The sequence below is a fragment of the Streptomyces sp. NPDC052079 genome (assembly GCF_040680275.1).
GTDB lineage: Bacteria > Actinomycetota > Actinomycetes > Streptomycetales > Streptomycetaceae > Streptomyces.
On the sequence record NZ_JBFAWL010000017.1, the window covers coordinates 1 to 21,981 of the forward strand.

The 21,981-nt window shown below is 70.3% G+C and carries 18 protein-coding genes, 1 tRNA gene, 1 pseudogene and 1 riboswitch; of the genes and pseudogenes, 5 read left to right on the forward strand and 15 right to left on the reverse strand.

All coding sequences use genetic code 11. The features are described from left to right. Positions 1 to 362 precede the first annotated feature (362 nt). Together AB0L56_RS22755 and AB0L56_RS22760 are read left to right on the forward strand one after the other, a co-directional pair. Positions 363 to 1,583 carry an acetyl-CoA C-acetyltransferase gene (locus AB0L56_RS22755; RefSeq protein ID WP_361027347.1) on the forward strand — a complete coding sequence of 407 codons (1,221 nt, stop codon included), beginning with the start codon at positions 363 to 365 and terminating at the stop codon, positions 1,581 to 1,583. A gap of 303 nt (positions 1,584 to 1,886) precedes the next feature. After that, positions 1,887 to 2,666 carry a hypothetical protein gene (locus tag AB0L56_RS22760; protein ID WP_365425769.1) on the forward strand — a complete coding sequence of 260 codons (780 nt, stop codon included), beginning with the start codon at positions 1,887 to 1,889 and terminating at the stop codon, positions 2,664 to 2,666. 63 nt (positions 2,667 to 2,729) lie between these two features. Here AB0L56_RS22760 and AB0L56_RS22765 read toward each other — a convergent pair whose 3' ends face one another. Continuing rightward, entirely contained in the window at positions 2,730 to 3,041 is a 312-nt protein-coding gene (locus AB0L56_RS22765; RefSeq protein ID WP_365425771.1) for a hypothetical protein, read from the reverse strand. Between the two features lie 101 nt (positions 3,042 to 3,142). Between AB0L56_RS22765 and AB0L56_RS22770 the strand changes: the two genes are divergently transcribed. After that, positions 3,143 to 3,373: a DUF4287 domain-containing protein gene (locus tag AB0L56_RS22770; protein ID WP_037939887.1), complete on the forward strand. Its 231-nt coding sequence runs from the start codon at positions 3,143 to 3,145 to the stop codon at positions 3,371 to 3,373. Between the two features lie 78 nt (positions 3,374 to 3,451). On the opposite strand, the gene AB0L56_RS22775 is transcribed toward AB0L56_RS22770, so the two are convergent. The 4 genes and pseudogenes from AB0L56_RS22775 to AB0L56_RS22790 form a co-directional block, all read right to left on the reverse strand. Next, positions 3,452 to 4,345 (reverse strand): Bax inhibitor-1/YccA family protein, encoded by an 894-nt coding sequence (locus AB0L56_RS22775; protein ID WP_361027356.1) that lies wholly within the window; start codon positions 4,343 to 4,345, stop codon positions 3,452 to 3,454. A gap of 190 nt (positions 4,346 to 4,535) precedes the next feature. Further along, positions 4,536 to 4,654 (reverse strand): annotated as a pseudogene (locus AB0L56_RS22780) (FAD-dependent monooxygenase); the annotation flags it as partial. Between the two features lie 45 nt (positions 4,655 to 4,699). Then, positions 4,700 to 5,221, reverse strand: coding sequence for a hypothetical protein (locus tag AB0L56_RS22785; RefSeq protein WP_365425773.1), 522 nt, complete (start codon positions 5,219 to 5,221; stop codon positions 4,700 to 4,702). Positions 5,222 to 5,413: 192 nt separating this feature from the next. Beyond that, positions 5,414 to 5,497 (reverse strand) — tRNA-Leu (locus AB0L56_RS22790). A gap of 391 nt (positions 5,498 to 5,888) precedes the next feature. On the opposite strand from AB0L56_RS22790, the gene AB0L56_RS22795 reads away from it, so the two are divergent. Together AB0L56_RS22795 and AB0L56_RS22800 are read left to right on the forward strand one after the other, a co-directional pair. After that, positions 5,889 to 6,686, forward strand: a complete 798-nt coding sequence (locus AB0L56_RS22795; protein ID WP_365425775.1) for an ABC transporter ATP-binding protein — start codon at positions 5,889 to 5,891, stop codon at positions 6,684 to 6,686. 70 nt (positions 6,687 to 6,756) lie between these two features. Continuing rightward, complete coding sequence (locus tag AB0L56_RS22800; RefSeq protein ID WP_365425777.1) at positions 6,757 to 9,285, forward strand: FtsX-like permease family protein; 2,529 nt, start codon at positions 6,757 to 6,759, stop codon at positions 9,283 to 9,285. Between the two features lie 97 nt (positions 9,286 to 9,382). Here the strand turns inward: AB0L56_RS22800 and AB0L56_RS22805 are convergent, their stop codons facing one another. From AB0L56_RS22805 to AB0L56_RS22850, 10 genes are all read right to left on the reverse strand, one after another. Further along, the gene (locus AB0L56_RS22805; RefSeq protein WP_365425779.1) at positions 9,383 to 10,681 is read right to left on the reverse strand and encodes a cyclopropane-fatty-acyl-phospholipid synthase family protein; all 1,299 of its coding nucleotides are present in this window, start codon (positions 10,679 to 10,681) and stop codon (positions 9,383 to 9,385) included. A 777-nt stretch (positions 10,682 to 11,458) separates the two neighbouring features. Next, on the reverse strand, positions 11,459 to 12,856 hold the full coding sequence (locus AB0L56_RS22810; RefSeq protein ID WP_361027388.1) for an NAD(P)/FAD-dependent oxidoreductase: 1,398 nt from the start codon (positions 12,854 to 12,856) through the stop codon (positions 11,459 to 11,461). 441 nt (positions 12,857 to 13,297) lie between these two features. Beyond that, positions 13,298 to 14,239 (reverse strand): Ppx/GppA phosphatase family protein, encoded by a 942-nt coding sequence (locus AB0L56_RS22815; protein ID WP_361027391.1) that lies wholly within the window; start codon positions 14,237 to 14,239, stop codon positions 13,298 to 13,300. After that, a complete protein-coding gene (locus AB0L56_RS22820; RefSeq protein ID WP_365425782.1) occupies positions 14,236 to 14,790 on the reverse strand; it encodes a DUF501 domain-containing protein in 555 nt (184 codons plus the stop codon). Before AB0L56_RS22820 ends, AB0L56_RS22815 begins: the two co-directional genes overlap by 4 nt. 34 nt (positions 14,791 to 14,824) lie before the next feature. Then, a complete protein-coding gene (locus tag AB0L56_RS22825) occupies positions 14,825 to 15,295 on the reverse strand; it encodes a septum formation initiator family protein (protein ID WP_365425784.1) in 471 nt (156 codons plus the stop codon). Between the two features lie 151 nt (positions 15,296 to 15,446). Beyond that, positions 15,447 to 16,733 carry a phosphopyruvate hydratase gene (gene eno / locus AB0L56_RS22830; RefSeq protein WP_361027848.1) on the reverse strand — a complete coding sequence of 429 codons (1,287 nt, stop codon included), beginning with the start codon at positions 16,731 to 16,733 and terminating at the stop codon, positions 15,447 to 15,449. Positions 16,734 to 17,001: 268 nt separating this feature from the next. Beyond that, the gene (locus AB0L56_RS22835) at positions 17,002 to 17,694 is read right to left on the reverse strand and encodes a transglycosylase family protein (protein ID WP_365425786.1); all 693 of its coding nucleotides are present in this window, start codon (positions 17,692 to 17,694) and stop codon (positions 17,002 to 17,004) included. Positions 17,695 to 17,697: 3 nt separating this feature from the next. Beyond that, a riboswitch (cyclic di-AMP (ydaO/yuaA leader) is annotated at positions 17,698 to 17,866 on the reverse strand. 205 nt (positions 17,867 to 18,071) lie between these two features. Continuing rightward, positions 18,072 to 19,037: a transglycosylase family protein gene (locus AB0L56_RS22840; RefSeq protein WP_365425788.1), complete on the reverse strand. Its 966-nt coding sequence runs from the start codon at positions 19,035 to 19,037 to the stop codon at positions 18,072 to 18,074. Positions 19,038 to 19,237: 200 nt separating this feature from the next. Continuing rightward, positions 19,238 to 20,515, reverse strand: coding sequence for a cytochrome P450 (locus AB0L56_RS22845; RefSeq protein ID WP_365425790.1), 1,278 nt, complete (start codon positions 20,513 to 20,515; stop codon positions 19,238 to 19,240). Positions 20,516 to 20,987: 472 nt separating this feature from the next. After that, positions 20,988 to 21,974 carry a nucleoside triphosphate pyrophosphohydrolase gene (locus tag AB0L56_RS22850; RefSeq protein ID WP_365425792.1) on the reverse strand — a complete coding sequence of 329 codons (987 nt, stop codon included), beginning with the start codon at positions 21,972 to 21,974 and terminating at the stop codon, positions 20,988 to 20,990. Between the last annotated feature and the right edge of the window lie 7 nt (positions 21,975 to 21,981).

Consider the following 21,981-nt stretch of genomic DNA (forward strand, 5'->3'; position numbering starts at 1 on the left):
ACTCTCGACTTCGCTCGAGCGGGGGGACCCCCATCGCCCTGGGGGTACCTCCCAGGCCCTTAAGGCACTGGGGGAGGCACGACTGCCCGCAGCTGCGGCAGCTGCGGCGGGCCGGCGGCGCGTGAAGCGGGGAACGGCCGGCGTGACGCGGGCCGGTGTGAGGCGGGAGGCGCGGGCCGGACTTGCCAAGCAAGCGCTTAGACAGTTGCGGTCCATGTCACACCGTGGGGGTCGTGACCCCGCTCATACGGCCGGGTAACTTCCCAAGAAGCCCTGCACCAACTCACCGGTACGCCCACCCGTCTCCCGACCACCACCCCTCAACGAGGCGCTGCGCGCCACCTCTTACATCTGGAGCCGTGATGCCCGAAGCCGTGATCGTCTCAGCCGCCCGCTCCCCCATCGGCCGCGCCTTCAAGGGCTCCCTGAAGGACCTGCGCCCGGACGACCTGACCGCCACGATCATCCAGGCCGCCCTCGCCAAGGTCCCCGAGCTGGACCCGAAGGACATCGACGACCTGATGCTCGGCTGCGGCCTCCCCGGCGGCGAGCAGGGCAACAACCTCGGCCGCATCGTCGCCGTACAGATGGGCATGGACCACCTCCCCGGCTGCACCATCACCCGCTACTGCTCGTCCTCGCTGCAGACCTCCCGCATGGCCCTGCACGCCATCAAGGCAGGCGAGGGCGACGTCTTCATCTCGGCCGGTGTCGAGACCGTCTCCCGCTTCGCCAAGGGCAACTCCGACAGCCTCCCGGACACCCGCAACCCGCTGTTCGCCGAGGCCGAGGCCCGTACCGCCGCCGTAGCCGAGTCGGAGGGGTCGACCTGGCACGATCCGCGCGAGGACGGCCTGGTGCCCGACCCGTACATCGCGATGGGCCAGACCGCCGAGAACCTGGCCCGCCTCAAGGGCGTCACCCGCCAGGACATGGACGAGTTCGGCGTCCGCTCGCAGAACCTCGCCGAAGAGGCCATCAAGAACGGCTTCTGGGAGCGCGAGATCACCCCGGTGACGCTCCCCGACGGCACGGTGATCAGCAAGGACGACGGCCCCCGCCCCGGCGTCACCATGGAGGGCGTCGCGGGCCTGAAGCCGGTCTTCCGCCCGGACGGACTCGTCACCGCCGGCAACTGCTGCCCACTCAACGACGGCGCCGCCGCGCTCGTCATCATGAGCGACACCAAGGCCCGCGAGCTGGGTCTCACCCCGCTCGCCCGGATCGTCTCCACCGGCGTCTCCGGCCTCTCCCCGGAGATCATGGGCCTCGGGCCGGTCGAGGCGAGCAAGCAGGCCCTGGGCCGCGCCGGTCTGACCATCGACGACATCGACCTGGTCGAGATCAACGAGGCGTTCGCCGCCCAGGTGATCCCCTCCTACCGTGACCTCGGCATCCCGCTGGAGAAGCTGAACGTCAACGGCGGCGCCATCGCCGTAGGCCACCCCTTCGGCATGACCGGCGCCCGCATCACCGGCACGCTCATCAACTCCCTGCAGTTCCACGACAAGCAGTTCGGCCTGGAGACGATGTGCGTCGGCGGCGGCCAGGGCATGGCGATGGTCATCGAGCGCCTCAGCTGAGCACCGCGGCACAGCGCACGAGACAGCACACGGGCGCACGGTAGCCGTCCCGGCACCGTCCGTGAGACACCCGCCCGGACCCCGGTCACCACCGGGGTCCGGGCCGTTCCGTGATCCAATCTCCCCCAGGATGTGACCTATCCCTCTTACCGAGGAGATCCCCGCAGGTCAGCGCCACCGCCCTCAAGGGGGACACCCTCAAAGAACTGTCCGTTTCGTGACGTTACGCACTGACAGAAGGTTAGTCCGCCGTTCAAGCTGATGTAGGAAGTCGGGGGTCGACTGTGAACCGGGAGTACGTCAGTGAGCGCCTTGCCGATCGCCCTGCTGATCACCACGGCCGCCACCGGCGCCGTGGGCGTCGCCGTCCTGCGCAACATCATGGTGCTGCGCCGACAGGTCGCGGCCCTGCACACCGAGCTGGCCGGGATCCAGGCCGCCACGCGCCCGCGTGTTCCCTCCGCCCGCGCGGCCGGTACGGACGAGATACGCGCCGCGGTGGCGGAGGCACTCGCCGAGGAGCGGGAGCGTGAGCTCGCCGAGGCGCGGGCCTTCTGGGCCGCTCAGGAGGCACGTGACGCCTCGGACGCCCCGTCCCTGCTCGGCCTGGCCGACAGCGAGCTGTTCCTGCCCCGGCAGGCCGATTTCGCGGGTCTGGAGGCGGTGATCGAGCCCGGCGCCGACGCCCCCGAGGAGCACGCCGGGGACTCCTCCGAGCCGGCCGCGGCCCGCCGCCGTCACCCCTCGCACCCGGACTTCGTGCCCAACCCGTCACCGGTCGTCGACGACCACGAGCGCACCGTGTCCATCCTGGAGGAACTGGCCGCCGAGCGCACCGAGCTGACCGACGTCCGCCCGGGTCCGCTGGGCACCCTGGACGTCTACGTGTTCGCCGACGGGACGACGCTGTGCATGACGCCGGGCCACCGCGAGACCGCGGAGCGCCTGGCCGGGGCCCTGCGCGCGGGCGAGACCCCGTTCCTGCTGGGCGGTTCCGGCATCTCGGGGGCGTACACGCTGACCTTCTCGTGCGGCGAGGAGAGCGTCTACATCCTGGCGGACCGCGTCATCGCGTCCCTGTAGCCCCAGCCCTCCGCCCTTGCCTTAGAGCCCATAGAGCCCTAGGAGCCCTCGGAGCACGCCGGATCACACCCCGGCGCGCTCGCGTGCCTCCTCCACAAGCCGGACGGCCTCCTCGACCTCGTCGTCGTTCTTCAGTACGAGGGCCAAGTCGCGACCGGCGACGGTGATCTGGTCGGCGGCGGCGAACATACCGGCGTCGGGCATCTCCCGGGGCGCGGTGCCCGGCTCCTCGACGAGCTGGGTGCGCCGTGCCAATTCCCTGGCCAGGGCGAGCGCTTCGGCGGCCGCACCCCGTTGCAGCCGGCTTTGCGGCGCGGCCCGCAGGCGGTCGGCGAAATGATCCACGGCGCGGGTGAAGGGTGTCGTATCAACCACGCGGTGAGCGTACGCGGCGCGGCAGGACTGTTGCCAACGGGCGGACGCTCAGGCACGGTGACGTGAAGGACCGGCATACATCCCAGCGTCCGGAGGCGCCGATGTCCCAAGTGTTCTCCGCAGAGACCCATCGCAACATGCTCGCCCGTATCCCCCATTGCACCGGTCGTGAGATCTCCGACTGGCTGCGCACCGTCGAAGAAGGCCCGTCACTCTTCCGCTTCGAGGAGAAGGTCAGCTGGCTCCGGCACGAGTACGACCTGGCGTACGGCCACGCCAAGGCGATCGTCCATGAGTACGACTTGAGGAGGGCCGCGCGCAAACTGCTCTAGCGCGCACAGACGAAGGGCCCCGGTGGATACCGGGGCCCTTGTCTTTCACGTCGGCGGCGTGCGGGACGCCGTCCGTCGTCAGTCGCTGCTGTTGAAGATCGCGATGAGCCTCAGGAACTCCATGTAGATCCACACCAGCGTCAGCGTGAGGCCGAAGGCGGCGAACCAGGCCTCCTCGCGCGGCGCACCATAGGCGATGCCGTCCTCGACCTGCTTGAAGTCCAGGGCGAGGAAGCAGGCACCGAGGATGATGCCGACAATGCCGAAGATGATGCCGAGCGGGCCGCTGCGGAAGCCGAGGCCGTCACCGCCGCCGAACACCGCGAACAGCAGGTTGACCGCCATCAGCAGGATGAAGCCGAGCGCGGCCGCCATCACGAAGCCGTAGAAGCGGCGGTTGACGCGGATCCAGCCCGCCTTGTACGCCACCAGCACACCGGCGAAGACCGCCATGGTGCCGAGCACGGCCTGCATGGCCGCACCGTCGGCGATGCGGTTGTCGACGATGCTGGAGATGACGCCGAGGAAGACACCCTCGAACGCCGCGTACGTCAGGATCAGCGCGGGGGTGGGCTTGCGCTTGAAGGACTGCACCAGCGCCAGCACCATGCCGATCAGCGCGGCACCGATACCGATGCCGTACGACCGGCTGATGTTGGCGTCGTCGACCGGCAGCAGCGCCCAGGAGAGCGCCGCGGTCACGATGAGCAGGCCGAGCGTGCTGGCCGTGCGCACGATGACGTCGTCGATCGTCATCCGGCCGGTGGTGGCCGGGGCCTGGGGCGGTGCGCCGTACTGCAGGTCCTGCTGCGCGTAGGGGTTCTGGGCGTACGGGTTGCCCGTCGGCTGCGCGTACGGGTTGGCCTGCGTGGCGACAGCGGGACCCCCGGCCTGCGGCGCGGTATTGAAGCCCGCGTAGCCGTTGTCGCGGCTGAACCCCCGTCGCGAGAAGACCGGGTTTCTGCTCCTCATTTCACTCCTCCATGGCCACACGACGCGGCCTTGGCTCAAGAGTAATAGGTAGGCAAAGGAATGACCCTAATGCTTGGGGAGGATCTTTCCCTCGTCTTGCTGCGCAACACGCTACGCGGGTTGGTGATTCCCCTCACCACGGAGAACCGAACCATGACCGACCCGGAACCGGCCGGAGATCATCCGCTTGCTCGGCCGAACCCGTCTCCTTCTCGTGGGCCGGCGCCCGCGCAAGCACCACCACGTCTCCGACGGCGAGATTCACCCCTTTGGCCCCGGCGGCACGATGTGGGCGGCGCCCCCGGCGAGGATGCCGAGCGAGCCGAAGGGGTACGTCCGTTCGAAAACCGGGGGTCACACCCCGACGCGCTTGGCCAGGAAGGCGCCGTTCGCGGCCACGTCGCGGGTCAGGACGACGGAGTGGTGCGGCAGTGCTCCCAGCCGCCGGGCGATCTCCTGTCGCACGCTGCGGGCCCCACCGCCGTCCATGCCCAGGAGGCCGAACACATCGGGGTACCGGTCTTCGGTCTCACCGCTCATGAAGTCGCCGTCGCCGAGCGTCCGGACGGTGTTCTCCTCGGCCGGGAGAGCGTCGGCCTCGATGCGAGGGAAGACGAGCGCGGCAGCGCTCCCGCCAGTGGCCAGCGGCACGCCGAACCAGCGTTCGAACTGGTCGGGGAAGACCTGCGCCTTCAGCTCCTTGCCCTTGTCCCACAGCGGCTCCGAGACGCCGGCGCGAAGGGCCGCCGTCACCCGCTCGTCCTGGGTGGAGTGGAGTTGCTCGCCGCTGTCCAGTCGCTGCTGCACGATGCCGAACCAGCCCAGCGAATCAAGGAGTCCGAGCCCGACCGCGGCGGCCGCCGGCCATGGAATCACGTCGACACCGCTGTTCTGGTCGGGCCGGGATGCGAGTTGTCGCGTACCTCCTGAAGAGGTACGGATACGGGATGCCCGTTGACGGTGGTCGACGAGGCGCACACCACCGCTGCGTCGCGGTGCGCCAGCGACACAAGTGAGCGACAGCGAATACGAGCCTTGCCTGCAGGTCAGGTCATACGGCCGTAAAAGTGCCCGGAGCCGGACTTGAACCGGCACGCCCTCTGAGGGGCAGCGAGGTTTAAGCTCGCCGTGTCTGCATTCCACCATCCGGGCAGGCCGTGGGCTCCGCTTCGCGGCTCCGAGCCTATCGGTGACCTTCGCGCCGGCAGCGGCGCGATGGCCCGATCTTGTCTTATTTTATTGGCGCCTGAGGGAGCATCAGACCAGGGACCTCGCCGTCAGCACGTGCCAGCAGCCTTGCGGCTGACGCCCCGCCACGTATGCGGAATGACGGAATTTCACCGTCCGAACAAGGGCGCTCCACCCGTTCTCGGCACGGCCCCCTCAGGGTGTCCCGTCATCCCCAGGTATGACGGCGCGTCCGGCGGTCCGACCCCAGTCGCCCCCCGGAACCGGAGCAGCGGGTGACTACACGGCGGCAAAGCGGCGGAACGATGGACGCCGTGCCCGAGAGCACGACCGTCCCGACAGGAGCGTCCATCCCGTGACCACCGCACCCTCCCCCAAACTCCGTCCGGGGGGACCCCCAGCCGACCGGACCACCACCGTGGCCGCGCGCGCCACGGAGCTGTCGAAGATCTACGGCCAGGGCGAGACCCAGGTGGTCGCCCTGGACCAGGTCTCCGTCGGTTTCCACCAGGCCGAGTTCACCGCCATCATGGGGCCGTCCGGCTCCGGCAAGTCCACGCTGATGCACTGCGTGGCCGGGCTCGACACCTTCTCCTCGGGTTCCGTGCGCATCGGCGAGACCGAGCTGGGCTCGCTCAAGGACAAGCAGCTCACCAAGCTGCGCCGGGACAAGATCGGCTTCATCTTCCAGGCGTACAACCTGCTTCCGACGCTGTCCGCCCTGGAGAACATCACCCTCCCGATGGACATCGCCGGCCGCAAGCCGGACAAGCAGTGGCTGGACACCGTGATCGGCATGGTGGGACTGTCCGACCGACTGAGCCACCGGCCCTCGCAGCTGTCCGGCGGCCAGCAGCAGCGCGTCGCCGTGGCGCGGGCGCTGGCCTCGCGCCCCGACATCATCTTCGGCGACGAGCCCACCGGAAACCTCGACTCCCGCTCCGGCGCCGAAGTCCTGGGCTTCCTCCGCAACTCCGTGCGCGAGCTGGGTCAGACGGTGGTCATGGTGACCCACGACCCGGTCGCCGCCGCCTACGCGGACCGCGTGATCTTCCTCGCCGACGGCCGGATCGTGGACGAGATGTACGGGCCGACGGCCGACTCGGTGCTCGACCGGATGAAGCAGTTCGACGCCAAGGGCCGCACCAGCTGACACCCCGGCCCGCCGCAGGCCCGCCCTTCCCCTCCCTCTCCCTCGTACGTCTGGACTCGAGAAGACTTCCATGTTCCGAACCGCCTTGCGCAATGTGCTCGCGCACAAGGCCCGGCTCCTGATGACCGTGCTCGCCGTGATGCTCGGCGTGGCTTTCGTGTCGGGGACCCTGGTCTTCACCAACAGCCTCTCCCAGGCCCTGCAGAAGCAGTCCGCCAAGGGCTTCGACCACGTCGATGTCGCCGTCACCGCCCAGTGGAAGGAGGGCGAGGGCGACAAGGCCGGCGAGTACCAGGAGCTGACCCGCGAACTGGTCGACGCCAGTGCCGCCGTGCCCGGCGCCGCGCAGGCCATCGGCAACGTCCAGGGCTTCACCGCGCTCGCCGACAAGGACGGCAAGCTGATCGGCGACGGCTTCCAGTCCCAGGGCGGCAACTACTGGGGTGCCGAGGACCCGCGGTATCCGCTGGTCAGCGGGCGCGCGCCGAAGGGCGAGGGCGAGATCCTCATCGACTCCGAGACCGCGAAGCGGACCGGCTACAAGGTCGGTGACACCGTACGGATGTCGATCGCCGGTCCCGTCCTGGAGCCGGAGATCACCGGTGTCTTCACCACCGACGACGGCAATGTCGCGGCGGGCGGCAGCCTCACGCTGTTCGACACGCCGACCGCGCAGAAGTTGCTCGGCAAGGCGGGCACGTTCGACGAGATCGCCGTCAAGGCGAAGGACGGTGTCAGCGAGACCGAGCTGCGGGACCAGCTGGAGAAGGCGCTGCCCTCCGATGTCGTGGAGACCACGACGGGCACGCAGCTCGCCGACGACCAGGCCGAGTCGATCGCCGCCTCGATGAGCGGTCTGAAGCAGGGCCTGCTGGTGTTCGCCGGCATCTCGCTGTTCGTCGGTACGTTCATCATCGCCAACACCTTCACCATGCTGGTCGCCCAGCGCACCAAGGAACTGGCCCTGATGCGCGCGGTCGGCGCCTCCCGGCGCCAGGTCACGCGGTCGGTGCTGATCGAGGCGTTCGTGGTCGGCGCGGTCGCCGCCGTGGTCGGACTCGTCGCGGGCGTCGGCATCGGCAGGGGTCTGCGCTCGCTGATGGGGACGCTGGACGCGCCCATGCCCGACGGCCCCCTGGTGATCACCCCCGGCACGGTGGCCTCCGCGTTCGCGGTCGGCATCCTGGTGACCATGCTCGCCGCGTGGCTGCCCGGCCGCCGGGCCGCGAAGATCCCGCCGGTGGCGGCGATGAGCGCGGTGCACGCCCAGGCGACCACCAAGTCGCTGGTGCTGCGCAACACGCTCGGCGCGCTGTTCTCGGCGGCCGGTCTCGCGGTGGTCCTCGTGGCCACGACGATGGAGGGCTCCGACGGGCAGGCCCCGATGGGGTTCGGCGCGGTTCTGCTGATCATCGGCGTCTTCATCCTGACCCCGCTGCTGTCCCGGCCGCTGATCGCCGCCGCGGCCCCGGTGCTGCGCGGCTTCGGGGTCTCCGGGAAGCTGGCCCGGCAGAACTCGGTGCGCAACCCGCGCCGTACCGCCGCCACCGCGTCCGCGCTGATGATCGGGCTCACTCTGATCACCGGTATGACGGTGATGGCCGGCAGCCTGCAGAAGTCCATCGACAAGATGGCGGCCTCCGCGATCGAGGCGGACTACATGGTGTCCATGGCGAACGGGCTCCCCCTGTCGCAGGACGTCGAGAAGCAGCTGAGGAAGTCCGACGATGTGACCGCCGTCAGCCCGATGCGCAACGCGTACGCCCGTGTCGACGGCGGGCACGAGAGTCTGACCGGCGTGAACGGCGCCACGATCGAGGAGCTGACCGAGTTCCCGGTCACGCAGGGCACCTTCGAGGTCGGTGGCACACGAGCCGTCGTGGACGAGGGCACCGCGAAGTCGTACGGCTGGAAGGCCGGTTCGGACTTCACCGTCACCTACCAGGACGGCGACAAGCGCAAGCTCACGATCACCGGTGTCTACGAGGCCAACGAGATGATGCGCGGCATCATGGTCGACACCGCGGCCCTCGACCCGCACGAGTCGGACCCGGCCGACATGATGGTCATGGTGAAGACCGCCGCCGGTACGTCCGACGCGGCGAAGGACGCGCTGGAGAAGTCCCTCGGCAGCAACCCGGCGATCAAGGTCCAGGACAAGCAGGACCTCTCCAACGAGATCGCAAGGATGTTCACCCTGATCCTCAACCTTGTCTACGGCCTGCTGGCGATGGCGGTGATCGTGGCGGTCCTCGGCGTCATCAACACCCTGGCGATGTCGGTGTTCGAGCGCTCCCAGGAGATCGGCATGCTGCGGGCGATCGGCCTTGACCGCAGGGGCGTCAAGCGGATGGTGCGGCTGGAGTCCCTGGTGATCTCGCTGTTCGGCGCGGTGCTCGGCCTCGGCCTCGGCGTGTTCTTCGGCTGGGCGGCCGGTGAGCTGCTCGGGTCGAGGATGGCGACGTACGAACTGGTCCTGCCGTGGGCCCGGATGGGGGTCTTCCTGCTGCTGGCCGCGGTGGTGGGTGTGCTGGCGGCGCTGTGGCCGGCGCGGCGGGCGGCCCGTCTGAACATGCTCCAGGCGATCAAGGCCGAGTAGAGCGGTAGCGGCTGCGGCTGTGTTGCGGGCCCCGTTCCGGGTGGAGCGGGGCCCGTTGTCGCGTGGGCCGGGCGGTGTCGGGTGCGTCGCGCGTGCGTCAGTTCCAGGTGCGGGCGCGCAGGGGGAGCGCGGCGGCGCCGGACTCGGGGGTCCTGACGGCGAGGACCTGATTGACGCCGATGCGGTTGCGTTCGAAGGCGAGGGCGGAGGCGGCCATGTACAGCTGCCAGACGCGGACGCGTCCCGGGCTGGTAAGGGCCACCGCGCGGGACCGGTCGGCCTCCAGGTTCGCCACCCACCGGCGCAGGGTGAGCGCGTAGTGCTCGCGGATCGACTCCACGTCGCGCACCTCGAAGCCGGCGCGCTCGAGCAGGGACACCGTGGTGCCGAGCGGGGCGAGTTCGCCGTCGGGGAAGACGTAGGCGTCGATGAAGTCGTCCACCTGGTACGTCGTCTCGTCGCGCTGCGGGCGGCGGGCGATCTGGTGGTTCAGCAGCCGTCCGCCGGGCCGCAGAAGGGTGTGCAGGACGGTGGCGTACTCCAGATAGCGCTGCGATCCGACGTGCTCGGCCATGCCGATGGACGCAATGGCGTCGTACGGCCCGTCCGCGACGTCCCGGTAATCCTGTACGCGGATTTCGATGCGGTCGGTCAGGCCCTCTTCGGCGATGCGCTTACGGGCGTACGCGGCCTGCTCCTGGGACAGGGTGATACCGACGACGGTCGCGCCGTGCTCACGGGCGGCGTGGATGGCCAGGGAGCCCCAGCCGCAGCCGACGTCCAGCAGGCGCCGGCCGGGCCGCAGGGCGAGTTTGCGGCAGACCAGTTCCAGCTTGTCGTGCTGGGCCTGTTCGAGGGTGCCCTCCGGGGGCGGGGCGGGCCAGTAGGCGCAGGAGTACACCATCGACGGGCCGAGGACGATCTCGTAGAAGTCGTTGCCGACGTCGTAGTGGTGGCTGATGGCCCGTCTGTCGCTGTGCTTGGTGTGCAGTCCTCGGCGGGGGCGGCGGGCCTCCTCCGGGGGCGGGGCGGGAGGGAGCGGGTGGCCCGCGAGGGCGATCAGTCCGCGGACGGCGGAGCGGAAGGAGGGGTCGCGCAGGGCCTGGGTGAGGGGGCGGGTGTCCTCGTCGCGCTCCCAGATGAGTCCGGCGAGCCGGTCCAGGGCGGTGTAGAGGTCGCCCTCGACGGTGAGGTCGCCGGCCACCCAGGCGCGGGCGAGGCCGAGTTCGCCCGGCTTCCAGAGCAGGTGGCGCAGGGCGCGGCGGTTGCGTACGACCAGGGTGGGGGCGTCGGGGGGGCCGGCCTGGGAGCCGTCCCAGGTGCGGATGCGGACGGGGAGGGATGTGCCGATCAGTTGCTCGAGGATGCCCTTCAGCCGTTGGGCGGCGTCTGCCATGGTGTACACCTCCGTGACGGGGAATCCCGGAATGTCCTCACCACGTAAACACCTGGGGGGTGGGTTGGCAGTCCCCGGCGCGCGTCACGTCTGGGCAAAACACGGAAACGCACTCGCATGGGCTGTGCAGGCGGGGCGGGTTGTTGCACGGGCCCGGTGTGTGGGGGTGGGCCCCCGTCTTCACTCCCCACCCAGGGGGCTCCGCCCCCTGGACCCCCGGCCTATGCCCACCCACCACCCGACTCGGGAGCTGACAAGGCGCCCCACGGGGGCAGGGGTTCGGGAGGGCCGTTCTCGGGTCGCCGAGAGCCCCACCGGGGCGGGCTTCGGGAGGGCCCTTCCCGGGACACCGCGAACCCCCGCCCGGGCAGGGCTTGGGAGGGCCCATCCCGGGACACCACCAACCCCACCGGGGCAGGTGCTCGGGAGGACCATTCCCGGGGCCACCGCGAACCCCCGCCCGGGCAGGGCTTCGGAAGGGCCCATCCCGGGACACCACCCACCCCACCGGGGCAGGTGCTCGGGAGGACCGTTCCGGGGCCACCGCGAATACCACCGGGGCGGGCTTCGGGAGGGCCCTTCCCGGGACACCGCGGACCCCCGCCCGGGCAGGGCTTGGGAGGGCCCTTCCCGGGACACCACGAACCCCACCAAGGCAAGGCTCCGGAAGGGCCGTTCCCGGGGTACCGAGGCGGGGCGGCCGAGTCGGTGTCCGGAACGGGGAAGGGGCCGCCCGCACCACGGATGGCGGGCGGCCCCTTCTGGGGTGACCGGGGGTCAGGAGGCCTTGGCCTCGGTCTTCTTCGGCCCCTGCTTCGCCGCCGCGGGCGCGGGCGCCGGCGCCGGCTTCGCCGCCTCGTAGAACTCCTCGCGCGGGGACTCGATCGCGCCCAGGGACACGACCTCGCGCTTGAGGAACATGCCGAGCGTCCAGTCGGCGAAGATCCGGATCTTGCGGTTCCAGGTCGGCATGGCCAGACCGTGGTAGCCACGGTGCATGTACCAGGCCAGCCGGCCCTTGAGCTTGATCTTGAACTTGCCCATGACGATCATCGCCACGCCCTTGTGGAGGCCGAGGCCCGCCACCGCGCCCTTGTTGGCGTGGCTGTACTCCTTCTGCGGGAAGCCCCGCATGCCGGAGATCACGTTGTCGCCGAGGACCTTGGCCTGACGCAGAGCGTGCTGGGCGTTCGGCGGGCACCAGGCGTTCTCGTTGCCGGCCTTGCGGCCGACGAGGTCCGGGACCTGGGCGTTGTCGCCCGCGGCCCAGATGTAGTCCGTGCCCTTGACCTGGAGCGTCGGCTCGGTGTCGACGTGGCCGCGCGGACCCAGCGGCAGACCGAAGCGGGCCAGCGCCGGGTTCGGCTTGACGCCCGCCGTCCACACGATGGTGTTGGAGTCGACCTCGAGGCCGTTCTTGAGCACCACGTGGCCGTCGACGCAGGAGTCCATCGACGTGGACAGGTAGACCTCGACGCCACGGCTCTCGAGGTGCTCCTTGCCGTACTTGCCGAGCTTGGGACCGACCTCGGGGAGGATCTTGTCCGCGGCGTCGACGAGGATGAAGCGCATGTCCTCGCGGGACACGTTGGTGTAGTACTTGGCCGCGTCCCGGGCCATGTCCTCGACCTCACCGATGGTCTCCGCACCGGCGAAGCCGCCGCCCACGAAGACGAAGGTGAGCGCCTTGCGCCGGATCTCCTCGTCCGTGGTGGAGTCGGCCTTGTCGAGCTGCTCGAGGACGTGGTTGCGCAGGCCGATGGCCTCCTCGATGCCCTTCATGCCGATGCCCTGCTCGGCGAGGCCGGGGATCGGGAAGGTGCGGGAGACCGCGCCCATCGCGATCACCAGGTAGTCGAAGGGCAGTTCGTACGCCTCGCCGACCAGCGGGGCGACCGTGGCGACCTTGCGGTCCTGGTCGATGGTGGTGACCCGGCCGGTGAGGACCTCCGCCTTGGGGAGCACGCGTCGCAGCGGGACGACGACATGCCGCGGGGAGATGCTGCCGGCGGCGGCTTCGGGCAGGAAGGGCTGGTAGGTCATGTACGACCGCGGGTCGACGACGGTGACGGTCGCCTCGCCGTAACGCATCTTCTTCTGGATGCGCCGAGCTGCGTACAGGCCTACGTACCCACCGCCTACTACGAGGATCCTGGGACGCTCCGTGGTGCTCATGCATCGAGTATCCACCCGCCTCAGGGGGGTACCTCGTGCGCCCCTTCACAAGGTCCGACAGGCCCTGTGTTACCATCCCGCGCTTCTTGATCCAGATCACATCGCCGATCGGGAACCGGAGTATCGCACGGGGCGTTGTCAATGGCGCGTGAGCTGCCTCTCTATCGGTTCGCGGCGAGCGTGAGGCCGGTCGGCCGGTCCGCGCCGCGTTCGCCGACGAGACGCTTCGCATCCCCTTCTGAACGTGTTCAAAGGGGTGTTGAGGGCCCGAACGGGTCAATCGGACCCACTTCTTCGTTCCGCCGGGGCCAATTCCTTGTGAAGAACTTCACGAACTTTCCCGGCCGACCCCTCCCCGAGGGGCCCGCGAGCCCCCCGAGCACCGCTCAAACGCTATCCCGACTGCTCAGCGGAGTGCTACTGACCAGTAGCAAAGGAGACCTAGGCCATGGACCAGGCGATGCCGTCGAGGATGTCGTGCTCCGAGACCACGACCTCCTCGGCGCCGATCCGTTCCATGATCGCCAGCAGGATCAGGGCGCCGGCGCCGATCACGTCGACGCGTCCCGGGTGCATGGAGGGCACCGTGGCGCGTTCGGCGTGGGTGGAGTGCAGCAGCCACTCGGTGATCTCGCGGACCCGGTCATGGGAGACGCGGGAGTGGTGGATGGCCGCGGAGTCGTACGCGGGCAGGTCCAGGGCGATCGCCGCCACGGTCGTGACCGAGCCCGCCAGGCCGACCAGGGTGTGCGCCTCGCGCAGCGGGACCGTCTCCTCGGCACGGTCGAGGGCGGCCTCGATGTCCGTGCGCATCGCCGCGATCTGCTCCTCGGTGGGCGGGTCCGTCACGACCCCGTCGCGCACCAGGTGCCGCTCGGTCATCCGTACGCAGCCCACGTCCACGGAGCGGGCGGCGCGTACGTGGTCGTCGCCGACGACGAACTCGGTGGAGCCGCCGCCGATGTCCACCACCAGGAACGGACGGCGCAGGTCGGCCCGCCCGGCGAGCTCCTTGGTGGCACCGGTGAAGGAAAACTCGGCCTCCTGGTCGCCGGTGATGACCTCGGGTTCCACACCCAGGATGTCCACCACCCCGCGCACGAACTCGTCGCGGTTCTCGGCGTCGCGGGTGGCGGAGGTGGCGACGAAACGGAGGTGTTCGGCGCCGTGCTGCTTGATGATCTCGGCGTACTCGCGGCAGGCGGCGAAGGTGCGCTCCAGCGCCTCGGGGGCCAGCCGGCCCGTGCGGTCGACGCCCTGGCCGAGCCGCACGATCGTCATCCGCCGGTCCAGGTCCGTCAGTTCGCCCGTGTCAGGGTCCGCTTCGGCCACGAGGAGACGGATGGAATTCGTACCGCAGTCGATGGCGGCGACCCGGGTCACTGGCCGTCCTCCTTCTCCGTATTCTCCGTACCGGACTCGGGCAGGGTCACGCACGGGCCCTTGCTCCACCACTCCGGCAGCATCGCCAGCGCCTCGTCGCCCAGCGGGTTGACCCCGGGGCCCGCGGCCAGCGAGTGGGCGACCAGGACGTGCAGGCACTTCACCCGGTCCGGCATGCCGCCCGCGCTCGGGAAGTTCTTCAGCTCCTCGATCTCGTCGCGGCGCCGGATGTAGTCCTCGTGCGCCGCGCGGTACGCCGCGGCCAGCTCGGGGTCCCTGCGCAGCCGCTCCGTCATCTCCTTCATCAGGCCGCTCGCCTCCAGCGTGCCGATCGCGGAGTTCGCCCTCGGACACGTCAGGTAGTACAGCGTGGGGAACGGGGTGCCGTCGGGCAGCCTCGGCGCGGTCTCCACGACGTCCGGCAGTCCGCAGGGGCAGCGGTGCGCGATGGCGCGCAGCCCGCGCGGGGGCCGGCCGAGCTGCTGCTTGAAGGCCTCGACGTCCGCGTCGGTGGGCTCGGTGCGCGGGGTCGTGGGCGGAGGGGTTTCCATACGTGTCTCTTCTACGGCTTTCTGCAAAGGGTGGTCACTGGACCGCGGCGTCGGACTTGTCGACGCCGTCCCAGACGTTCGAATACCAGGGGCGGTCGGCCGCCTCGAGATCGGTGCGCGACGTCCCGGCGGTGTCCGGATCGACGACGATGTAGCCGGTCTCGCCGGGCATGACGTAGTGCAGGCGCCGGCGGATCTCCTGCTCGGCGTAGGCGTCGTCCTGCCAGCGGGCCTTCATGTCGCGCAGCCGTTCGACCCGCTGACGGGTCTCGTCCTGCTTCTGCTGGAGTTCGGCGATGTCCGCCCGCTGGGAGACGTACTGCCGCATGGGGTAGGCGAGGGCCACGATCAGCGAGCAGAGCACCAGCGCGAGCAGCGCCGCCCGGCCGGTCAGCCGGGAGCGGCGGGCCTGCCGCCTGGTCTGCGAGCGGTAGACCCGGGCGGCGGTCTGCTCGCCGATCAGCCGGATCCTGGTCGCGGTGGAGAAACGGTCCCGGCCGGTCACGGAGTCGCGCTCCCGCACAGCACCGCCATGATCCCGCCTCTCGTCTCGCCGTCATACGCGTCTCGTTCACCGTCATACGCGCGTACGTCCCCGCACACGGTACGGGACCGAGTACGGGGACGTACGTACGACGCTGCCTGCGAACCGGCGCTCAGTCCTCGGAGCGGAACCGCGGGAACGCGCTGCGGCCGGCGTACACCGCGGCGTCGTCGAGGATCTCCTCGATGCGCAGCAGCTGGTTGTACTTGGCGACGCGCTCGGAGCGGGCCGGGGCCCCGGTCTTGATCTGGCCGCAGTTGGTGGCGACCGCGAGGTCGGCGATGGTGACGTCCTCGGTCTCGCCGGAGCGGTGGGACATCATGCACTTGAAGCCGTTGCGCTGGGCCAGCTCGACGGCGTCCAGGGTCTCGGTCAGCGAGCCGATCTGGTTGACCTTGACCAGCAGGGCGTTGGCGGCGCCCTCGTCGATGCCGCGCGCGAGACGCTCGGGGTTGGTGACGAACAGGTCGTCGCCGACGAGCTGGACCTTGTCACCGAGCTTGGCGGTGATGGTCTTCCAGCCCTCCCAGTCGTCCTCGAACAGCGGGTCCTCGATGGAGACGAGCGGGTACGCCTCGACGAGCTCGGCGTAGTACTCGGTCATCTCGGCGGCCGAGCGCGTCTTGCCCTCGAAGGTGTAGGAGCCGTCCTTGTAGAACTCGGAGGCGGCGACGTCGAGCGCGAGGGCGATCTGCTCGCCGGGGGTGTAGCCGGCTTCCCTGATGGCCTCGAGGATGAGGTCGAGGGCCTCACGGTTGGAGCCGAGGTTGGGGGCGAAGCCGCCCTCGTCGCCGAGGCCGGTGGCCAGGCCCTTGCTCTTCAGGACCTTCTTCAGCGTGTGGTAGACCTCGGCGCCCCAGCGCAGGGCCTCGGAGAAGGACTCCGCGCCGATCGGGGCGATCATGAACTCCTGGATGTCCACGTTGGAGTCGGCGTGCGAGCCGCCGTTCAGGATGTTCATCATCGGCACCGGCAGCAGATGCGCGTTCGGACCGCCCAGGTAGCGGAACAGCGGAAGGTCGGAGGCCTCGGAGGCGGCGTGGGCGACGGCGAGCGAGACGCCGAGGATGGCGTTGGCGCCCAGGGAGCCCTTGTTGTCGGTGGCGTCCAGGTCGAACATCGCCTGGTCGATCAGGCGCTGCTCCGTGGCGTCGTAGCCGACGAGCTCCGGGCCGATCTGCTCGATGACGGCCAGTACGGCCTTCTCGACGCCCTTGCCCAGGTAACGGTTGGCATCGCCGTCACGGAGTTCGATGGCCTCGAAGGCGCCGGTGGAGGCGCCGGACGGGACGGCGGCACGACCCGTGCTGCCGTCGTCGAGGCCGACCTCGACCTCGACCGTGGGGTTGCCTCGGGAGTCCAGGATTTCCCGGGCTACGACGACGTCGATGGACGGCACGAGCATCTCCTTCTTGGATGTGACGCGGGTGAGCAAGGCCACGGAGGTCTTGCGAGACCGAGCCTAACCGGCTCCGGGCGATCGGCCATCCGGCCGCTCACCCCATGGACAGAACCGAGCGTAGATTGTTTTTGATCGGAACAAAGGCGGTTCCGGAAACCCCGACCGGAAAGTCTTCCCCCGCGCATGACCCCGCCCCGGTGCGTACGGGGGATGACGCACCGGGGCGGGGAGCCCGTGGGGACGGGGAGGGACCTGCGGCGTTGCCCTACTTCAGGTGCAGCTGCTGGCCCGGGTAGATGAGGTCGGCGTCCTGGACGATGTCGTCGTTCAGCTTGAACAGCTCAGCCCAGCCGCCCTTGACGTCGTGCTCCTCGGCGATGGAGCTGAGGGTGTCGCCCTTGACGACCTTGTACTCGCCGTCGCCCTTCTCGACCTTCTTGCCGGTGGGGGTGGTGACGGTCTTCTTCTCGGCCTTCGGCTCGGCCTGCTTCTCGGCGGCCGGGCGCTCGGTGGAGCGCGAGGCCTTCTGCTCGGTCTCGCGGGGCTGGGTGTTCTGCGCGGAGCCGGCCGAGTCGCCGGTGTAGGCGGCGTTGGAGAGGCCCTTGCCGCAGACCGGCCAGGCGCCCTTGCCCTGGCCCGCCAGGACCTTCTCGGCGATCTCGATCTGCTGGGCCTTGGTGGCATGGTCAGCGCTGGGGGCGTACTTCGTGCCGCCGTAGCCGGCCCAGGTGGAGGCGGAGAACTGCAGACCGCCGTAGTAACCGTTGCCGGTGTTGATGGACCAGTTGCCGCCGGACTCGCACTGGGCGACGGCGTCCCACTCGGACGCGGTGGCGGCGGAGGCGCTGCCGGCCGCCATCAGCGGGGCGGCGACGGCGGCGGAGGCGACACCGGCGATGGTCATCGCGCGGGTGCCCTTGGACGGACGACGGTGCTTGCCCTTGCCGGAAAACAGCATGGTGGATCCCCTCACCGACGCCTGCGAGGTGAGCTGTCGGGTTCGGGCCGGTTGAGTTGCCCGGCCGCGTCCCTCCCGGGAGGCGGCTTCACCCCAAGCCCGAACCGGTGTCAATCACCGGAAAGGGCACTTACCTTGGGTCCCCCGCTCCTGCCTACGGCGCATGACGCGACGACTGTTCCCGTGCTGCCGCTGGCAGGATTCGGCGTGGCGGCAGCCGGGGCCCGCGATGGCGAGCGGTCACGACCGTAGACACGCGATTCACGGAATATCAAAGAGGATCAGCGCTTCTGAGACCTATCTCTCACGGCCTTTACACCGGACATTCGGCGCGAATCATGCCGTCAACCGGCCCCGCGTCCGGGCGATTTCGGATGTCACTTTTCGCCCGCTTCGGTCCCGACCTCGAGCTCCTGACCCGGCAGGATGTAGTCCGGGTCGGCGCCGATGAGCTGGGCGTTGACGGCGTACAGCGCACGCCATCCGCCGTCGACCGCAAGGGAGTCGGCGATGGACGAGAGGTTGTCCCCGGAGTCCACGGTGTAGGAGCCGCCGGTGCTGCCCCAGGCGTCGAGACCGCGCGCGTGCCGGCCGGACGACTCGGACGCACGCTCCTCGTCCTCACCCTCCTCGGCGCCGGCGCCGCGGTGGCGACCGGTTCCCTCGTCACCACTGTCCGCTGAAGAACCGCCGCTCTGCACCGTCTTGTCCGGCTTGTCACCGTCGGGGGTGGCAGAGGGGGAGGCACTGACGTCCGCACTCTTGTCGCCACCGTCGCTGCCCGAAGGGGCGTCCGATTCAGTCGACCTGCCGGATTCATACGATGCGCCGCCGGCGCCCTCCGGCGTCTTGTCCTTTCCGTCCGCACCGGACGACGGGTCGGCCGTGGCCGACGGAGAGGCGGAAGCGGATGCGTCGCCGGAGTCCGGCGAGGCGGACGTACCCGTGTCGACGTCGGCCGCGGGAGCGTTCTGCTCCAGGCCCGCGAGCAGGCCGCAGGTGCGCCATGCTCCGACACCCTGGTCGGCGAGGATCGCCTCGGCGACGGCTATCTGCTGATTGCGGCTGGCCTGGTCGGCGCTCGGCGCATAGTCCAGGCCGCCGTACTTCTCCCAGTCGTCCTGGGTCAACTGCAGGCCGCCGTAGTACCCGTTGCCGCTGTTCTCGCTCCAGGAACCACCGCTCTCGCACTCGGCGACCCGGTCCCAGGTGGAGCCGTCGGCCGCGCTGGCGCTGCCGGCCGCGAGGAGCGGGATCGCGATGGCGGAGCCGGTCACTCCGGCCGCGACGAGGAGAGCCGGAGCCTGGCGGGGGCGGCGGTGCCGACCGTTCCCGGAGAGCATGCGAAGACCTTTCACACGACAGCGATGAACCGGCGCGGCGAAGGAGCCCGAGACGGAGCGCCGCACTTGAAGGGTGAAGGTATCGGCAGTCGATCACTTGTCACAAGTTAATGCCGCGCAGATCACGTGAAGATCACAGAGTTGAGCGCGTGTCACGTTTGCGCTGGCCCGAGCGGGGGCAAAGACCGGAGCCCGGTCCGTCACTTTTGCGGTGGGGTGAATTCCACCGGAAGTGTGCGCAGTCCGCGCATAATGAGCCCGCCGCGCCACCGGAGTTCGTCCGGTTCGACCGCCAGCCTCAGGTCCGGAAGCCTGGTCAGCAGCGTGGCGAGCGCGGTCTGGCCCTCCAGGCGGGCCAGCGGGGCACCCAGGCAGTAGTGGATGCCGTGGCCGTATCCCAGATGCTGGTTGTCGCGCCGGCCGAGATCGAGCACGTCCGGGTCGGCGAACCGGTCCGGGTCCCGGTCCGCGGCGGCGAGGACGACGAGCACCGGGTCGCCCGCCGCGATGCGCTGCCCGCCGATGGTGACCGGTTCGGTGGCGAACCGCCAGGTGGCGATCTCCACGGGGCCGTCGTAGCGCAGGAGTTCCTCGACACCGGTCTCCAGCAGCCCGCGGTCCCCGGCGGCGAGGGCCCACTGCAGGCGTTCGCGCTGATCCGGGTGGGTGAGCAGGGCGTAGGTGCCGTTGCCGATGAGGTTCACGGTGGTCTCGAAGCCCGCGAACAGCAGGATGAACGCCATGGCGGCGGCCTCGTTCTCGGTGAGGTGCTCACCGTGGTCGGAGGCGCGGATGAGACCGGAGATCAGGTCCTCGCCGGGGGCGGGCTCGGGGGACAGGGCCTCGCGCTTGCGGTGGATCAGCTCGGCGAGATAGCCGCGCATCTTCTTCACGGACCGGGCGACCCCGCCACGCGGTCCCCCGCCGTGACGGATCATCATGCCCGCCCAGTCCCGGAAGTCGTCCTGGTCGTCGCGCGGGACGCCGAGCAGGTCGCAGATGGCGTAGATGGGGAGGGGGAAGGCGAACTCGTGGATGAGGTCGGCGGAGCCCCGGTCCGCGAAGCGGTCGATGAGCCCGTCGGCGAGTTCCTGCACACGCGGCGCGAACTCCGCGACACGGCGCGGGGTGAACGCCTTGCTGACCAGCCGCCGCAGCCGGGTGTGGTCCGGCGGATCGATGTTCAGCAGATGTGTCATCAGCTCCGCCTGGCGCTCGCCGGGGATTCCCGTCTTGCCCTTGGCGTGCGCGGGCTCGTCGTGGTGCGCGGGGTTCTTGGACAGGCGGTTGTCGGCGAGGGTCTGCTTGGCGTCCGCGTACCGCGTGACCAGCCAGGCCTCCACGCCGCTGGGCAGCCGGGTCCGGTGCACGGGGGCGTGCTCGCGCAGCCAGGCGTAGGCGGGGTACGGGTCGGCGGCGAACTCCCAGCTGAACAACTCGGGCACGGGGCCCTGCGGGGCGGAGGGGTGGTCTGACATGCGGCGACCCTAACGGGCGGGGTGCCGTGCGGCGCAGGTTGCCGTGCGGCGCGGGAGCTCGGGTGGCTGGGGATCTGGGGCGGGTGCGGGTCGGTGGGGGCTGGTCGCGCAGTTCCCCGCGTCCCTAGGTGTGCTGGGCTGGGGATGTGGGGCGGGTGCGGGTCGGTGGGGGCTGGTCGCGCAGTTCCCCGCGCCCCTAGGTGTGCTGGGCTGGGGATGTGGGGCGGGTGCGGGTCGGTGGGGGCTGGTCGCGCAGTTCCCCGCGCCCCTAGGTGTGCTGGGCTGGGCGTGTGTTTTTCAGGGGCCCTCGGGGTGTCTCCCCTCAGGGGCGCGGGGAACTGCGCGAATGGGGGTTCGGGGGCGGAGCCCCCAGGGACGGGACGGGAAGGGGCGGCGGGGGCGAAACAACCCTGCGGGCGGCCCCCCGCTCAGGCCTGGCCCGAGGCGAAACAGCCCTGCGGGCGAGCCCCGCTCAGGCCTCGGCCGGGCCGGCCTCCGCGTTGCGGATCGCTTCGCGATAGGCCCGCGCCGCCGCCCGCAGCGCCGCCTCCGGGTCGACCCCCGCCGCCTCCGCCCGCGCCGCCAGCACCAGCAGCTCGTAGCCGACCCCCTCCCCCGCCGGCAACGGCACCTCCAGCCCCGCCGTCCGCACCCGCGACGCCAGCTTCGCCGCCAGCGCCAGGGCGGGCTGACCGAGCGGCACCCCCTCCGTCACCGAGCTGCGCCGCTTCTCCTCCGCCTTGGTCCGCAGCCAGTGCGCCTTGACGTCCTCCGGCGTGTCCGCCGTCTCCTCACCGAAGACATGCGGATGGCGGTGGATCAGCTTGGCCACGATGCCGCCCGCCACGTCGTCGACGGAGAACGGCTCCTCCGGGTGCTCCTCGGCGATACGGGCGTGGAAGACGACCTGGAGGAGGACGTCGCCCAGCTCCTCCCTCAGCTCGTCCCGGTCGCCCTCCTCGATGGCCTCGACGAGTTCGTACGCCTCCTCGATGCCGTACTTCGCCAGTCCCTTGTGGGTCTGCCGGGACGACCACGGGCACTCCGCCCGGATGCGGTCCATGACCTGCACCAGGTCGAGCAGGCGGGCACCCGGCAGGTCGTAGGAGGCGGGCAGCAGTTCCAGATCGGGCATGTGGACCCTGCCAGTCCCGGCCAGCCGCGCCAGCCCGTCGGTCAGCGCCGGCTCGCCCTCCCCGGTCGCCACGACCACCACCGTCCGCCCGCCCGCGCAGGCGTCGACGATCTCCTCGGCGGTCGGCGCGGCCTCCTCGACCGATATCCCCGCCTCCCGCAGATACGGCAGCTGCGGATGGGCGCCGTCCGCGCACAGCACCCGGTCGGCCGCGTGCAGGGCCTGCCAGGCCGGCCAGGACAGCAGGCCGGGCGCCACGCGGTGGCTGGTGGTGAGCAGGACGACACGGCCGGGGTCGTCCTCGGAGGTCGGTGCGGGGCTCATTGCGTTC